This window comes from Pseudonocardia sp. ZF1 (genome assembly GCF_056835605.1).
Genome location: NZ_JAJNBY010000001.1, coordinates 2,465,378 through 2,480,366, shown reverse-complemented (window position 1 = coordinate 2,480,366; position 14,989 = coordinate 2,465,378). Strand labels below are relative to the sequence as shown.

Sequence of the window (14,989 nt, the reverse complement as noted above, 5' to 3'; positions counted from 1 at the left end):
GAGGGGGCGGGCCGTGGCGGCCCGCCCCCTCGTGTCGGTGCGTGTGGTGCGGTGTGTCAGCCCTGGGCGCCGACCCGGACGTAGGTGGTCGCCTCCTCGTCGATCTTGTTCTGGGCGTTGAACGTCTGGACCCCGTACGACCCGGATCCCGGCTCACCGGCGTCGGTGAAGTCGAGCGTGCCGGTGGCGCCGTCGTAGTCGACGTCACCGCCCCGGTCGAGGATCGCCTTGCAGCCGGCGAAGTCGGTGCACTTCTCGCCGTCCTTGGTGATCCCGTTGATCTGGGTCGCGATGTCCGCGCCGTTGGTCGACTTCGCGGCCTCGGCGGCCAGCGCCGAGACCACGACGGCGTCGTAGGACTCGGCCGCGTAGTTGAAGTCGGTCAGGCTCGGGTCCTGCGCGGTGAGCCGCTGCCGGAAGTCGCCCGACAGCTCGGTGAGCGGCAGGGTGCCCTTCATCCCGTTCAGCAGGCCCGCGGGCAGACCCTCGCCCAGGGCGTTGCCCATGTTGCCGTCGGTGCCGTACACGGCCTTCTGGGCCGGTCCGATCTGCACCTCGCTCATGCGCGACAGGATCCGCTTGGACTCGTCGAAGCCGATGACCGCGACGGAGTCCGGGTTGAACTGGGCGACCTGGTCGATCTCGGGGTTGAACGACGCCGCGTTCGGGTCGTAGATGATCTTGGTGATCTGGTCCTGCGGGATGCCGGCGGAGACCAGGTTGCGCTCGGCGCTGTCCGCCAGGCCCGAGCCGTACGGGTCGTTGCGGGCGAGCAGCGCCACCCGCTGGCCACCGTCGGAGGTGATCAGCTGCGCGAGCGCCTGCCCCTGCAGGACGTCCGGCGGCGCGGTCCGGAAGTACAGGCCGCGGTCCTGCCAGCAGGTGAACTCGTCGGAGGTGTTGGCCGGCGAGAACTGGACGACACCCGCACCGGTGATCTTGTCGATGACCAGCTTCGACACACCCGACGCGGCGGCACCGACGATGACCTGCGTCCCGGCGCCGAGCTGCCGGTCGACGGTCTGGTTCGCGATGTCGGTGGTGTCGTCACCCGAGTCACCGCGCAGGTGCTGGACCGGGTTGCCGAGGACTCCCCCGGCAGCATTGATCTCCTTGACCGCCACGTCGACCCCCGCGAACTCGGGCGGACCGAGGAACGCCAGGCTCCCGGTCTCCGGCAGCAGGGAGCCGATCTTCAGCGGCGCGGTGCTGGGATTGCCGGTGGCCTGTGCCTGCGGCGGGGTGCATGCCTGCCCCGCGGCGGCGGGCTCCTCCGAGCCGCCGGTGGCCCCCCCGGAACCGGTGTCCCCGCCACCGCATCCGGCCAGTACCAGCGACGCCGCCCCGGCGAGGGCGGCGAGTCGCCACGTCGTTCGCGTCATTCGAATCCCCTTCGGTTCTCCGCCCGCCCGAAGCAGCGCGGGAGGATGGCGGAAAAGTAGTACGCCCGAACCAGGAAAGGGGACACCGTCACCACTCGTGACAGGAATGTGATCCGCGGACACCAGCGTGACACAAGTGGATCTTTTCCGGTGCCCGGACGGCCACATTCGGTAACCGGAATTGTCTCGTGATGCATCGGAACGGGGGGGGCGCCGGTCCCGTCCACGGACCGTCGGCCCTCGGGGCCCGGCAGGGTGGCCCGCCGCCCGGCACGGACGACGCCGGCCCCGCCGCGCGGTGCGCGACGGGGCCGGAACGACGGTGCCGGGCGGCGGTGGTCGACCGCCGCCCGCGCCTCAGGAGGACTTGGCCGGGGCCAGCCCCTCGACGACCGCCTCGGCGACGGCCTTCATGGTCGTCCGGCGGTCCATCGCGGTCCGCTGGATCCAGCGGAAGGCCTCCGGCTCGGACATCTTCTGCGCGGTCATGAGCAGGCCCTTGGCCCGGTCGACGACCTTGCGGGTCTCGAACCGCTCGTTGAGCGAGGCGACCTCGTCCTCGAGCGCCTTCTTCTCGGCGAACCGGGAGACGGCGAGCTCGATGGCCGGGACCAGCTCGTGCCGCGCGAACGGCTTGACCAGGTAGGCCATGGCGCCGGCGTCGCGGGCGCGCTCGATCAGCTCGCGCTGGCTGAACGCGGTCAGCATGACCACCGGCGCGATCTTCTCCTCGACGATGGTCGACGCCGCCTCGATGCCGTCCTTCTTGGGCATCTTGACGTCCATGATCACCAGGTCGGGCCTCAGCTCGCGGGCCTGGGTGATGGCGGCCTCGCCGTCGCCGGCCTCACCGGCGATGCGGTAGCCCTCCTCGGAGAGCATCTCGGCCAGGTCCATGCGGATCAGCGCCTCGTCCTCGACGACCAGCACCCGCCACCCGGGCTGCGGGCCGTCCTCGGCCGGCTTCTCTGCGGGAACGTTGTCGGTCACCGGAGAACTCCTTCATCGGTCAGTGGGGTGTCCGGAGCGCCCAGGCTACCGGCGGTATGGGTGCACAGCCGAACCACTTCGGCCTTTCGTGTGCGGAAACACGATCCGCCGACCGCATTACCCGTCCGATCGGGCAGGAGCGGCGGTGCTCGGGTCGTCGGGCCGATCGCGGCCTCCGGCGCGGCGACGGCGTCACGTCACGCGACCGACGGCGAGGTCGCGTGCGCCGGCCGGTGTGCGATCCCCGGCCGGTCCCGGGCCGCCGCCTCGGCGAGCCGCACGATGTCGTCGGAGGTGGTGCCGAGGAACCGGCGCACAGTGAGCCTTTGCCAACCTGATCATCCGTTGGCGATCATGAGGGTCTGAACTGCGGCGACGAGCTCGGCGGCCCGGGTCGGGCAGGATCTGATCTTGCGCAGAACCTTCCAGTTCTTCAGCTCGGCGTTGACCCGCTCACCCGGCCCGCGTCGGCGGGCGTGTGCGGCGTTGACCTCCCTCTGGTTGCGCGACAGGCGCCGGTAGCGCCCGGTGTCCGGGTCGATGCGCCGACGCCGCTGCGGCACGGCCACCATCGGACCGGCGCCTTGGTAGGCGGTGTCGGCGACCGCGGGGATCTCATGCGCGGTCAGCGCCTCGATGATCCCGTGGTCGCGGGCGGCTCCCATGTCGTGCCGCGCGCCAGGCAGCGGCGGGGAGATCCACACCAGCCTGCCGACCGGGTCGGCGATGACCTGCACGTTCAGCCCGTGGGCCTTGTGCTTGCCGCTGTAGTAGGGGCGGTCTCGGCCGGACGCCATGCCGACCCGGTCGATCCGCAGCAGGCTGCCGTCGACGATCACGAACGCCTTGCGTGAGGCGACCTCGATCGCCTGCTCCAGCGTCGGGGCCATCGCCGCGAGCAGGGCGAGCGCTTCGCGCACGTAGCGGTAGACCGTTGACGTGCCGATCTCGAACCCGCAGGCCAGGTCGGCATAGGTCTCGCCCTTGCGCAGATAGGCCACCACCAGCAGGGCCTGGCGGCCGGCGGAGAGCTTGCGCCAGCGTGTAGCCCGCTGGTTGCGGTGCGCGCGCAGCGCGTCGGCGAGCAGGCCGAGCGCGCGGCTGGACACGGTCATCCCGGACGGGTAAGACAACACTCTGAAGCTCCTGGTCAGGCGGATTGATCTAGGCAATCGCCCGTCTACCAGGAGCTTCACCCTTTCGAGGTCACGCCACGCCGCACGCCAGCTGACCTGCTCGTCCATCAGGTTGGCAAAGGCTCAGTGGCGTACTCGCACAGGGAACCGTCGGACCGGCGGCCCCGGACACGGTTCGTGGCGCGACCGTCGTCGGAAGGGGGACAAGCCGCGCGGGAAGCGGTCGGGGTGGGCGTCGACGGTGTGGCGCCGCCTTTGCCGAGCCGGACCGGGAGGGTGTGCCCACCACGTCCATCCGGAGGAACATGCAGGCCAGACGGCGAAGGCACCCCGGGACGCGGGTGCCCGGAGCCGTGGGCCGACACGTCGGCCGGATCGGCGAATGGTGCCCCCGGTGGGATTCGAACCCACACTGTACGGTGTTTGAGACCGCTTTCTCTGCCAGTTGGAATACGAGGGCGAAAGCAATTCACTGCATTCTGTGGTGAACCGATCCTAGCGGGTTCCGGGCAACCCGCGGCAGCCGACCCGCCTCACACCGGCCAGCTCAGGAACCGGCTGCGCGGCGGCCCGTCCCCGAGCACGTGCAGCACCCCACCCGGCGCCGGGACGGGGTCGCTCCCCCCGGTCCCGGGCACGTCCGGCCAGCGCAGGGCGGGCGCCACCGACGGGGCGACGACGAGCGGGTGCCCGGCGAACGTCGTCGCCAGCGGGGTGTGGACGTGCCCGCACACCACCAGCGTCGGGTCGCTGCGCGCGGCGAGCAGGGCCTCGAACACACCGGCCTCGAGCAGCCGCATCCCGTCGAGGACCGGGTGCCCGACCGCGACCGGCGGGTGGTGCAGGGCGACCAGCAGCGGCGCGGGGTCCCGGACGGCCTCGGCGAGCAGGGCGACCGCGGCGTCGGACAGCGCACCGTGCGGTGCCCCGGGGACGAGGGTGTCGAGCAGCGCGACGGTGGTCCCGCCGGTGCGGTGCAGCCGGTCGCCCACCGGTCCGACGGCGTCGGCCATCGCGGCGCGGTCGTCGTGGTTGCCGGGCACGTGCAGCGCGCCGAGGCCGTCGAGCAGCCGTGCCGCGGAGGCGTAGGACTCGGGGGCGCCGTCGTCGGCGAGGTCGCCGGTGACGAGCACGACGTCCGGCGCCGGGTCCAGCGCACGGACCCCCGCGACGGCGCGGGCGGCCCGGCCGTCGGTGTCCGGGCGGCCGAGGTGCAGGTCCGACAGCTGGACGACGGTGGTCACCGCGGGATCCGCTCCAGCAGGGCGGCCGCCTCCATGTGGTGGGTCATCGGGAACGCGTCGAACGCCCGCAGCGCGGCGGTGCGGTACCCGGCGGCGGCGAACAGCGACAGGTCCCGGGCCAGCGCGGCCGGGTCGCAGGCGATGTGCACGATCCGCTGCGGGGCGCGGGCGGCGAGGTCGCGCACCGCGGCCTTCCCGAGCCCGGCGCGCGGCGGGTCGGTGACCACGACGTCGGGGTCGGGGCCGAGCCGGCTGATCTCGCGCTCGGCGCGGCCGCGGACGAACTGGACCTGCGGCAGGTCGGCGAGCGCGGAGGCGCCGTCGGCGACCGCGGACGCGGCGGACTCGACGACCAGCACGGTCCCCGACTCCCCCACCTGGCCGGCGAGGACCGAGCCGAGCAGCCCGACGCCGCCGTAGAGGTCCCAGGCGACGCCGCCGGTGGGGGCGTCGGCCCAGTCGCGCACGACGGACGCGAGGGTGTCCGGCAGCGCCGGGTGGACCTGCCAGAACGTGCCGGCCGACAGCTCCCAGGTGCGGTCCGCGGCGTGCACTGTCGCGCCGGAGCCGACCCGGGCGGCGCCGTCGCCGACGACGGTGACGTCGAGCTCGGAGTCGGGCCGGAAGCGGCGCTCCAGCACCGGCGGCAGCGCGCCGGCCGGGACGAGCGGGCAGTCGCCGATCTCGCACACGTCGTGGCTGCGGTGGGCGCGCAGGCCGGGGACGCCGTCGTCGTCGACGGCCAGCCGCACCCGGGTGCGCCAGCCGAGCGGACCGCCGGGGAGCTCCTCTACCTCGACGGCGGCGAGGTCGGCGGTGGCGACGACCGCGGCGCCGGCGCCGAGGCGCTCCAGCTGCTCGCGCAGGACCGTCGTCTTCAGGGCGCGCTGGGTGGCGTGGTCGGTGTGCTGGAAGTCGCAGCCGCCGCAGCCCCCGGGACCGGCCCACGGGCAGGCGGGCTCGACCCGGTCCGGGGACGCCTCCAGCACGGCGACGGCGTCGGCGCGGCAGAACGCCCCGCCCGGGTCGTCGGTGACCACCGCACGGACCAGCTCACCGGGCAGTGCGTGCCGGACGAACACGACCCGGCCACCGTCCCCGTCGCGGGCCACGCAGTGGCCGCCGTGCGCGACGGGGCCGACCCGCAGCTCCAGCATGCGGTCGGTCCAGTCGGTCGCCGTGTCGGCGTTCACCGGTTCTCCTTCCTCGTCACCCGGGGTGCGGACGGGGTGCCGCCACCCGTCCCGACGCCCGCGCCGTCGCGGCGTTCGCCGGGCAGCTGCTCCATGCCCGGGTAGCCGCGCCGGGACGCCCCCGGCGCCTGCAGCGGCGACAGCGCCCGTGTGCGCGACGACGACGGCAGCTGCCACGGCACGCTGGTCACCATCACCCCTGGCTGGAACAGCAGCCGCGTCTTGAGCCGCAGCGCGCTCTGGTTGTGCAGCACCTGCTCCCACCAGTGCCCGACGACGTACTCCGGGATGTAGACGGTGACGACGTTGCGCGGGGAGTCGGTGCGGATGCGCTTGACGTAGTCCAGCACGGGCCGGGTGATCTCCCGGTAGGGCGACTCGACGACCTTCAGCGGGACCGGCAGGTTCCGCTTGTGCCACTGCTCGACGAGCTTCTTGGTCTCGGAGTCGTCGACGTTGACCGTGACCGCCTCGAGGATGTCCGGGCGGGTCGCGCGGGCGTAGGCCAGCGCCCGCAGGGTCGGCTTGTGCAGCGTCGAGACCAGGACGACGGCGTGGTTGCGCGAGGGCAGGACGTCGTCGGACTCGTCGGCGACCAGCGCGGCGGCGACCCGGTCGTAGTGGAGCTGGATCATCCGCATCAGCACGAAGAACCCACCCATCGCGACGATCGCAATCCAGGCGCCGAGGGCGAACTTCGTGACGAGCACCGTGACCAGCACGACGCCGGTCATGCAGGCGCCGAACCCGTTGATCGACTGGGCGCGGCGCATCCGGCGGCGTTCGGACGCCGAGGGGTCCAGCGCGAGCTCCCGGTTCCAGTGCCGGACCATCCCGGCCTGGGACAGCGTGAACGACACGAACACGCCGACGGTGTAGAGCGGGATGAGCCGGGTGACCTCGGCCTGGAACCCCACGACCAGCAGGATCGCGAACAGCGCGAGCGCGACGATGCCGTTGGAGAACGCGAGCCGGTCGCCACGGGTGTGCAGCTGACGGGGCAGGTAGCGGTCCTGGGACAGGATCGAGCCCAGCACCGGGAAGCCGTTGAACGCGGTGTTCGCGGCGAGGACCAGGATCAGCGCCGTCATCACGATGACGAAGAAGTAGCCCGGCGGGAAGTTGTCGAACACGGCGTCGGCGAGCTGGGCGATCATGGTGTGCTGCTCGTAGCCGGGCGGCGCGTCGGGGAACTGGCGGGCCGGGTCCTCGGCGATCTGGACGTGGGTGAGCTGGGCCAGGGCGATCAGCCCCATGAACAGCGACACCGACATCACGCCGAGCAGCAGCAGCGTGGTGGCCGCGTTCCTCGACTTCGGCTTGCGGAAGGCGGGCACCCCGTTGGAGATCGCCTCGACACCGGTCAGCGCGGCGGCGCCCTGGGTGAAGCTGCGCAGCACGAGCAGCACGAGCGCCAGGCCGGTGAACGCGTCGCCCTCGGCGACCAGGCGCAGGTCGGCACTCTCCGCCCGCACGGAGTCGCCGAGGATCAGCACCCGGGTCAGGCCCCAGATGATCATCGTCGCGACGCCGATGACGAAGGCGTAGACCGGGATCGCGAAGGCCGCGCCGGACTCGCGGATGCCGCGCAGGTTGATCGCGGTGAGCACGACGATCGCCGACACCGCGAACAGCACCTTGTGCTCGGCGACGAACGGCACCAGCGCACCGATGTTGGCCGCGGCCGCGGAGATCGAGACGGCGACGGTGAGGGTGTAGTCGACGAGCAGGGCGCTGGCGACGGTCAGTCCGGCGTTCTTGCCGAGGTTCACCGTCGCGACCTCGTAGTCGCCCCCGCCGGAGGGATAGGCGCGGACGTTCTGCCGGTAGCTGGCGACGACCGTCAGCAGGACGACGACGACCGCGAGACCGATCCACGGCGACATCGCGTACGAGGCGACACCGGCGACCGACAGGGTCAGGAAGATCTCCTCGGGGGCGTAGGCGACCGACGACATGGCGTCGGAGGCGAACACGGGGAGGGCGATCCGCTTCGGGAGCAGGGTGCTGGTCAGGCGGTCGCTGCGCTGCGGTCGTCCGACCACGAGCCGCTTGAGAGCGACGGCGAGCTTGGACACGGGGCGCAGCCTATGCCCCCGCTCCGTTGCGCTTCGCGATAGCGTTCACTCCGCGTCGTCGGCGTCCGCGTCGCCGCGTACAGAAGGAACGAATCGCACATCCCGGGCCCCCCACCCGGCGGAAGGACCCCTGACGCCATGCACGTCGTGATCATGGGATGTGGCCGCGTCGGCGCGTCCCTGGCCTCGGGCCTGGAGCGGCTCGGCCACGAGGTCGCGGTGATCGACCGCGACCCGCAGGCCTTCCGCAGGCTCGGCCCGGACTTCCGCGGGCGCCAGGTCGTCGGTTTCGGCTTCCACCGCAGCGTCCTCGACGAGGCCGGGCTGGAGTCGGCCGACGCGTTCGCCGCCGTCTCCTCCGGGGACAACTCCAACATCATCGCCGCCCGGGTGGCGCGCGAGAGCTACGGCGTCGGCAAGGTCGTCGCCCGGATCTACGACGCGAAGCGTGCCGCGGTGTACGAGCGCCTGGGCATCCCGACGGTCGCGACGGTCCCGTGGACGACCGACCGGCTGCTGCGCATGCTGCTGCCCGACGGCGTCGCCACCGCCTGGCGCGAGCCCACCGGCACCGTGGCCGTCCTGCCGCTGCCGCTGCACGGGGACTGGGTGGGGCGCCCGATCCGCGACCTGGAGCGGGCGACGAGCTCGCGGGTCGCGTTCATCGTGCGGTTCGGCACCGGGGTGCTGCCGACCAAGGACACCACCGTGCAGCACGAGGACACCGTCTACGTGGCGGCGGTCTCGGGCACGGTCAGCGACGTGACGGCGGCCGCCGCGGCGCCGCCCGAGGAGGACTGATGCGGGTCGCGATCGCGGGGGCGGGCGCCGTCGGGCGGTCCATCGCGCTGGAGCTGGTCGAGTCCGACCACCGGGTCATGCTGATCGAGCGCGAGCTGACCCACATCGACCCGAACGCCGTCCCCGAGGCCGAGTGGGTGCACGCCGACGCCTGCGAGCTGTCCTCGCTGGAGGACGCCGGCATCGAGGGCTGCGACGTCGTGATCGCCGCGACCGGCGACGACAAGGTCAACCTGGTGGTCTCGCTGCTGGCGAAGACCGAGTTCGGGGTCCGTCGGGTGGTGGCCCGGGTGAACGACCCGCGCAACGAGTGGCTGTTCGGCGAGAACTGGGGCGTCGACGTCGCGGTGTCGACGCCGCGGCTGCTGGCGGCGCTGGTCGAGGAGGCCGTCGCCGTGGGTGACCTGGTGCGGCTGCTGACGCTGCGCCAGGGGCAGGCGAACCTCGTCGAGGTGACGCTGCCCGAGGACACCCCGCTGGCCGGACGGCCGGTGCGGGTGCTGGAGCTGCCGACGGACTCGGCACTGGTGACGATCCTGCGCGGCGGCCGGGTGATCGTGCCCCAGCCCGACGACGCCCTGGAAGGCGGCGACGAGCTGCTGTTCGTGGCGACGACGGCGGTCGAGGAGGACATCCGCGCCGCCCTCATGTGACCCCGCCCGGGACCGGCGCGCGGACCTCGCGCGCCGGTACGGGTCAGGCGGTCGCGGTGCGGGCGCGCTCGGCGCGGCGCACGATGAGGATCGTGGCCAGGATCGCGACACCGGTGAGCGGGTAGCCCATCGCGAGCCGCGCGACGCCCAGCCAGGTCTCGGAGTCGGCCAGGTACAGCCCGCCCTGCACGACGACCTTCGCGAGGAAGGTCGTCGCCCACACCGCGGTGGCCCAGCCGTAGGCACGGACCAGGTGGGGGTCCCGGCGCCACTCGGTGCCGTGTCCGTTGATGCCGTGCCAGATCACCCCGGCCAGCGGCCAGCGGGCGATGATCGAGACCAGCGCGACGATCCCGAGGGCGCCGCTGTAGAGCAGACCGGGCAGGTAGAAGCCGCGGGCCTCGCCGGTCCGGCTCGCGACGAGCGCGCACACCCCGACGCCGAGCAGGCCGGAGATGGCCGGCATCACCGGGTCGCGCCGGACCAGGCGCCACAGGAGCACCAGCACCCCGGCGCCGAGCGCGGCGTACAGCGCGGTCCGCAGGTCGCCGAGGACGTTGGCGACGACGAACACCACGACCGGGATCGTCGAGGCGACGATCCCGGTGACCCCGCCCATCTGCTCGAGCAGGGTGGGGGTCGGAGCCCGGCCGACCGCGTCCGTCGCCGGTGCCGCCGCGGGTCCGGTCCGGTCCGGCTCGGGCCCGGTGGCGTGCGCCGGTGCCGTCACCGGCCGGCCGAGGGGCGCGGTCCGGTCCTGCGGGTCCACGTCGGGGACACGCGGGATCCGGGTGGTCGGGGCGTCGTGGTGGTGGTCGTTCAAGCCGGTCCGATCCGTCGGCTCAGGAGCAGACCGCGCGGGTCCCGCGGGTCACTGCGCCTGGCAGATCTCGTAGTACGGGTTGTAGAGCACCTTGCGACCGTCGCGGACCGAGATCCGTCCACGGACCCGCATGGTGCGCCCGGCCTCGATGCCGGGGATGCTCCGCCGGCCCATCCAGACCAGGGTGACGCCGTCGGTGCCGTCGAACAGCTCGGCCTTCAGCGTGGCGTCGGCGCTCTGCGGACAGAGGTCGACGCTGCGGATCCGGCCGAGCATCGTGACCTCCTCGCCGCAGGCGCAGTCGCGGGCCGGGCGTGCCCCGGTCTCCTCGACGTCCTCGGCGAGATCGCGCGCGTCGAGCTCGTCGACGTCGCTGGTGAGTTTGCGGAGCATCCGGCGGAACGCTCCGCCATCCGTGCTGCCCATGTCTCTCCTCGGCCCGCATCCGGTACCGGCCCGGGGTCACCGGACCCTCCGGTGACCCGCACTCGCGTGGCGACCCGACAGGGTGTCGTGGTGGCGCCGAGAGCGTAACGCGCGGACGCTCCGGTTTGTGCCCGTGGCGGCCCTGACCTCCCGGTCGCCGCCCCGCCGACCGGTTCCCGGGCCGCGCCCGGTGGTCGGCGGGCGGGCGCGGGCCGGGCGTACCGGACACCCGCGCCCACCGCGCTCCGGCTCAGTCCCGGCGGTGCCGTCCGAGGTCGCGGGGACCGGTGCCGCCCGCGCGCCGACCGGACGACCACTGGCCGGTGAGCCCGGACCCGCCCGCGGCACGGCCGGCGTCGAGCGCGTCGGGGACGTCGTCGGTGTCGTCGTCCGCGGTGCGGGCCGGGTCCGCGTCCGCGGGGTCCTCGGCGGCGCGGGCCGCGGCCCGTCCGGCGGCGGCCCGGCTGGCCCGGTAGTCGGCCAGACCGGTGACGCCGCCGTGCCCGTTGCTGCGGTCGGCCCCCCGCCCGTCGGCGTCGGGTCCGCGGTCGGCCGACGCGCTGCGGAGCAGGTCCTGCAGGGCGCTGCGTGCCTCGTCGGCCGAGGTGGGACCGCCTCCGTGCCAGGGTCGGCCCGCGTCGCCCGCGGCCCGGAACAGGTCGTCCCCGCCCGGACCCGGCTCGGCCCTGCCGTCCGTGCCGGGCTCGGCCCGGCCGTTCGTGCCCGGCTCGGCCCGGCCCGATTCCGGCCGGCCCGGTCCCGCCGGGTCGTCCGTTCCCCGGCCGGACGGGCGCGGCGACGCGGATTTCACCGACACGTGGTTCGGCGGCGCGGGGTTCGCCGACGCGGGGCTCGCCGACGCGGGGCCGGCGGGCGTGGGACCCGCGGTGCCGCTCCCGGCGTCGGGGGCGGCGTCGGGTTCGCCGCGTCGTCCGCCGCCCGCGGGGGCGTCGAGGGCGACGGCGGCGAGCAGGTCGGCCACAGAGGTGCCCGCCCCCGCTCCGTGCCGGCCGGAGCGGCGGCTGGCGGCGATCTCGGCGGACAGCCAGCCGTCGTCGTCCGGGGTGGGGTCGGCGGGTGCCGTGTGGCCGGGCGCGTCCGCGGAGGGGCGGGTGCCCCGCCGACGACGGGTGGGCGCGGGTGCGGCGGGCTCCGGCGGGGCCGGGAGCCGGTCGAGCGTGGCCTCCATCAGCGGCACGTCCGACAGCGGGATGTCCTCGATGGCCCCGGTGGGCTGCGCCGCCGGTTCGGGGGTGGCGGCCGGGGTGTCCCGGGTGCGCCCGGCGAGCAGGTCCGCGGCGTCGACACGGGTGGCGTCGGCGGCGCGGTCACGCCGGGAGCGCCGGCCCGCCCCACCGGTGCCCGGTGCGGCCGTGCCCGCGGCACCGCCGGCGGTGGTCGCGCTGCCGCGGGTCTCGCGCCCGTCCGCGGCGTCACCGGTCCCGAGGCCGGTCCCGGTGCCGGTACCACCGCCGAGGGCCGGGCCGCCACCGGGAACCGTACCGGGGTCGAGAGCCGAACGGCCGTCGAGGGCGGTGCCGGACAGGGAGGGGCCGTCGTCGAGGACGGAGGCCGGCACGGGGGTGCCGGTGTCCAGGATGTCGCCGCCCGACGCGCCCCGGCCGAAACCGGTGAGCGGGGTCGCGGACCGGTCGTCCTCGGCACCCGCGAGCAGGTCGGCGACCGACAGCGCGGTCACCGCCGGGTCCCGGCGGGCCGGGGGCTCCACCGGCTCGGGCTCGGCGGCCCGGACCGGGGCGGCCGCGGACGGCGCCGGGTCCGGTGCGTGCAGCGGCGCCGGGGCGTGGATCGGCTCGCGGCCGGGCAGCGGGCGCGCACCGGTGTCGGCCCCGGGCCGGACCGGGCCGGCCGCGGGGGCGACGCCACCCGTCGTCGGGATCGCGCCGGTCGGGGTCGCGCTGCCGGGGACGCCCCCGGCCGGTGCGGCACCGGCCGGGGCGCCGCCGAGCCGGTTCGCGCCGGTCCGGTCGGGCCGGGCCGGACGTCCGCGACGGCGGCCGGGCCGCGCCTCGGACCCGGGGGTGACCAGCGGGCCGCCGGTCAGCGCGGTGCGCTCGGCGGGCGACTCGTCGGCGCGGACGGCGGGGGTGAGCTCCGTGCGCTCCGCGGGCAGCTCGGCCGGAGCCGCCGCGGCGGGGCGGCGGACCTGCGGCAGCGCGCGGGTGCGCGGGTCGGCGTCCTCGACCGACGGGCGGGGGCCCACCGGCCCCGCGGGGGGCTGCGTGGCCCGGGCCGCGGGGGCGGCGGGCGCGGTGCGGCGCGGACCGGCCGGCCGGGCGGGCTCCACCGGCGTCGCCGGTTCCGCGGAGGCGGCGGCCGGCACCGGGCGGGCGCCGGTCGCCGGGCCGGACGGCACCGGGGTCGCGCCGGTACTGCCCGACGGCACCGGGGTCGCGCCCGTCGCGCCGGTGGGGGCCGGGACGGAGACGGTGATGCTGGGCTTCTGGGGGGCGACCTCGGGCTGCTGCTCGCGCAGGTGCTCGGGCAGCTCCAGCGGCAGGACCGTCCGCGGCGGGTACGGCGACTTCCCGCGGACGACGATGATCCCCCGCAGCACGCGGCGGAGCTCGACGTCGAGGGCCTCGACGGTCTCCAGCGACGCCGTCGCCACGCCGTAGACCATCCAGCGCGGGCCGTCGCAGCCGACGAACACCGAGGCGGCGTTCTCGGTGCGGGCATGGAGCTCGCGGCCCCAGTCGCCGCGGGCGTTGCGCACCCGGGCGCCGCCCTTGCGCAGGGACTGCTCGATCTCCGCGGACAGGTTCGCCCACAGACCGGACGATCGTGGCGCGGCCAGCGCGCTCACCGCGATCCGGCCCTCGGCCAGCAGCAGGTGCACGGCCTGGGGGCGCTCGGCACCCGTGGGCTCCAGCTTCAGCTCGGCGCCGTAGGGCACCGGGACCTGCAGGGCACCGAGGTCGACGCGGGCGAGCGCGTCGGTCATCGACGGGTCGAGCTCCTCGACGTCGGCCGGGCCCAGCGGGCGGCCGCCGCTGCCGGGCGGCGGGACCGAGAGCGGGGCGTCGCCGACGCCGTACTCGTCCTCGTCGTACTCGTCCTCGTCGTCGTAGTCGTCGTACTCGTCGTCGAGGTCGTCGGACGGCGGCGCGGAGGGGCGCCGGCCCCAGGACGGGTCGTCGGGGTCGCCGCCGTCGAAGCCCTGCGGGGTGCGGTCGCGGGCGTAGGCGAGTTCGTCGTCCTCGGCCCGGTGCGACAGCAGCGGCGGCTCCTCGTCGTCCCAGCGGCCGTCGGGGGCGACCCGGTCGTCGTGCGCGGCGGGTGCGGGGTCGGGCAGGCGCCCGGAGGCGCCGGTGGCGGGGGGACGGCCGGTGGCGTCGCGGCCGACCGCGCGCACCGCCGTCGTCGCCGCGGCGGTGCCGTCGGGGGCGGGGACGGCACCGGTTCGCGGGCCGGCCGGAAGGCCGTTCGCCGGTACCGGGCGGGGGCCGGCGGGGGGCACGGAGCCGTTGCGCCCCGGCGCGGGCGGCCTGCCGTTCGGCGCACCGGGTCCGGAGCCGTTGCGCGGGGCCGCGCCGTTCACCGGCGGCGCCCCGCGACGGGCGTCCTGCTCTGCATAGTGGTCGGCGTAGTCGTCGAAGTCGTCGATGTCGGAGTCGCCGTAGCCGGGATAGCCCGGATAGGCACCCGTCCCGGTGTCCTCGACCCCGTCCTCGGGACGGATGTCGAACATCCGACCGCGTGCGCGTCCCGGCATCTACTGGTCCCCTCCCCCGGCGACGAGCGCGGCGTTCCCGCCGGTCGAGCCGTGACCGGCGGCGCCGCGTACCGACGCGGGCAGCGCGGTGACCTCCACGAACCGGGCCGTCTCGACCCGCTGCACCACCAGCTGCGCGATGCGGTCCCCCCGGTGCAGCTCCACCGGCGTGTCCGGGTCGGTGTTGACCAGGCACACCGTGATCTCGCCGCGGTACCCGGCGTCCACGGTGCCGGGTGCGTTGACGATCGACAGCCCGCAGCGGGCCGCGAGGCCGGACCGCGGGTGCACGAACCCGGCATAGCCCTCGGGCAGCGCGATCGCCACCCCGGTCCCGACGAGCGCCCGGCGCCCGGGCTGGAGGACCACGTCGGTGGTCGTCACGAGGTCGGCCCCGGCGTCCCCGGGCCGCGCGTACGCGGGGTGGGGGACGTCGGGGTCGAGCCGCATCAGCAGGACGTCGACGGACGCTGCTGCCGGCGGCTGGTCCGGGGGAGCGGGCACGGAACCGGGCACGGCGGGCGACG

At 75.0% G+C, this 14,989-nt stretch carries 12 protein-coding genes and 1 tRNA gene; 2 read left to right on the top strand and 11 right to left on the bottom strand.

Going from position 1 to position 14,989, the window contains the following annotated elements:
• Positions 1-56 precede the first annotated feature (56 nt).
• The 7 genes from ZF1_RS12170 to ZF1_RS12140 all read right to left on the bottom strand — a co-directional run bounded on the left by ZF1_RS12170 (position 57) and on the right by ZF1_RS12140 (position 8,023).
• Positions 57-1,382, bottom strand: coding sequence for an ABC transporter substrate-binding protein (locus ZF1_RS12170; RefSeq protein WP_482637300.1), 1,326 nt, complete (start codon positions 1,380-1,382; stop codon positions 57-59).
• 357 nt (positions 1,383-1,739) lie between these two features.
• Positions 1,740-2,372, bottom strand: a complete 633-nt coding sequence (locus tag ZF1_RS12165) for an ANTAR domain-containing response regulator (protein WP_308215872.1) — start codon at positions 2,370-2,372, stop codon at positions 1,740-1,742.
• 338 nt (positions 2,373-2,710) lie between these two features.
• The gene (locus ZF1_RS12160) at positions 2,711-3,508 is read right to left on the bottom strand and encodes a transposase family protein (RefSeq protein WP_476654817.1); all 798 of its coding nucleotides are present in this window, start codon (positions 3,506-3,508) and stop codon (positions 2,711-2,713) included.
• A 383-nt stretch (positions 3,509-3,891) separates the two neighbouring features.
• Positions 3,892-3,968 (bottom strand) — tRNA-Leu (locus tag ZF1_RS12155).
• 73 nt (positions 3,969-4,041) lie between these two features.
• Entirely contained in the window at positions 4,042-4,752 is a 711-nt protein-coding gene (locus ZF1_RS12150) for a metallophosphoesterase (protein WP_346105663.1), read from the bottom strand.
• The gene (locus ZF1_RS12145) at positions 4,749-5,909 is read right to left on the bottom strand and encodes a class I SAM-dependent RNA methyltransferase (RefSeq protein WP_253068018.1); all 1,161 of its coding nucleotides are present in this window, start codon (positions 5,907-5,909) and stop codon (positions 4,749-4,751) included. Before ZF1_RS12145 ends, ZF1_RS12150 begins: the two co-directional genes overlap by 4 nt.
• Before the next feature lie 32 nt (positions 5,910-5,941).
• Positions 5,942-8,023, bottom strand: a complete 2,082-nt coding sequence (locus tag ZF1_RS12140; protein ID WP_253068013.1) for an APC family permease — start codon at positions 8,021-8,023, stop codon at positions 5,942-5,944.
• Between the two features lie 138 nt (positions 8,024-8,161).
• Between ZF1_RS12140 and ZF1_RS12135 the strand changes: the two genes are divergently transcribed.
• A complete protein-coding gene (locus ZF1_RS12135; RefSeq protein WP_062402712.1) occupies positions 8,162-8,824 on the top strand; it encodes a potassium channel family protein in 663 nt (220 codons plus the stop codon).
• Complete coding sequence (locus ZF1_RS12130) at positions 8,824-9,477, top strand: potassium channel family protein (RefSeq protein WP_073576990.1); 654 nt, start codon at positions 8,824-8,826, stop codon at positions 9,475-9,477. Before ZF1_RS12135 ends, ZF1_RS12130 begins: the two co-directional genes overlap by 1 nt.
• Before the next feature lie 43 nt (positions 9,478-9,520).
• Here ZF1_RS12130 and ZF1_RS12125 read toward each other — a convergent pair whose 3' ends face one another.
• The 4 genes from ZF1_RS12125 to dut all read right to left on the bottom strand — a co-directional run bounded on the left by ZF1_RS12125 (position 9,521) and on the right by dut (position 14,978).
• The gene (locus tag ZF1_RS12125) at positions 9,521-10,300 is read right to left on the bottom strand and encodes a DUF3159 domain-containing protein (protein WP_482637299.1); all 780 of its coding nucleotides are present in this window, start codon (positions 10,298-10,300) and stop codon (positions 9,521-9,523) included.
• A 48-nt stretch (positions 10,301-10,348) separates the two neighbouring features.
• Entirely contained in the window at positions 10,349-10,726 is a 378-nt protein-coding gene (locus ZF1_RS12120) for an OB-fold nucleic acid binding domain-containing protein (RefSeq protein WP_020622832.1), read from the bottom strand.
• A 250-nt stretch (positions 10,727-10,976) separates the two neighbouring features.
• Positions 10,977-14,462: a DUF3710 domain-containing protein gene (locus tag ZF1_RS12115; RefSeq protein WP_482637298.1), complete on the bottom strand. Its 3,486-nt coding sequence runs from the start codon at positions 14,460-14,462 to the stop codon at positions 10,977-10,979.
• Positions 14,463-14,978, bottom strand: a complete 516-nt coding sequence (dut, locus tag ZF1_RS12110; protein WP_208819639.1) for a dUTP diphosphatase — start codon at positions 14,976-14,978, stop codon at positions 14,463-14,465.
• Positions 14,979-14,989 lie beyond the last annotated feature (11 nt).

What these genes read in the sequence shown, in the direction of transcription:
- ZF1_RS12170 (WP_482637300.1), bottom strand. Translation starts at nt 1,382, where the DNA reads ATGACGCGAACGACGTGGCGACTCGCCGCCCTCGCCGGGGCGGCGTCG.
- ZF1_RS12145 (WP_253068018.1), bottom strand. Translation starts at nt 5,909, where the DNA reads ATGCTGGAGCTGCGGGTCGGCCCCGTCGCGCACGGCGGCCACTGCGTG.
- ZF1_RS12135 (WP_062402712.1), top strand. Translation starts at nt 8,162, where the DNA reads ATGCACGTCGTGATCATGGGATGTGGCCGCGTCGGCGCGTCCCTGGCC.
- ZF1_RS12130 (WP_073576990.1), top strand. Translation starts at nt 8,824, where the DNA reads ATGCGGGTCGCGATCGCGGGGGCGGGCGCCGTCGGGCGGTCCATCGCG.
- ZF1_RS12120 (WP_020622832.1), bottom strand. Translation starts at nt 10,726, where the DNA reads ATGGGCAGCACGGATGGCGGAGCGTTCCGCCGGATGCTCCGCAAACTC.
- ZF1_RS12115 (WP_482637298.1), bottom strand. Translation starts at nt 14,462, where the DNA reads ATGCCGGGACGCGCACGCGGTCGGATGTTCGACATCCGTCCCGAGGAC.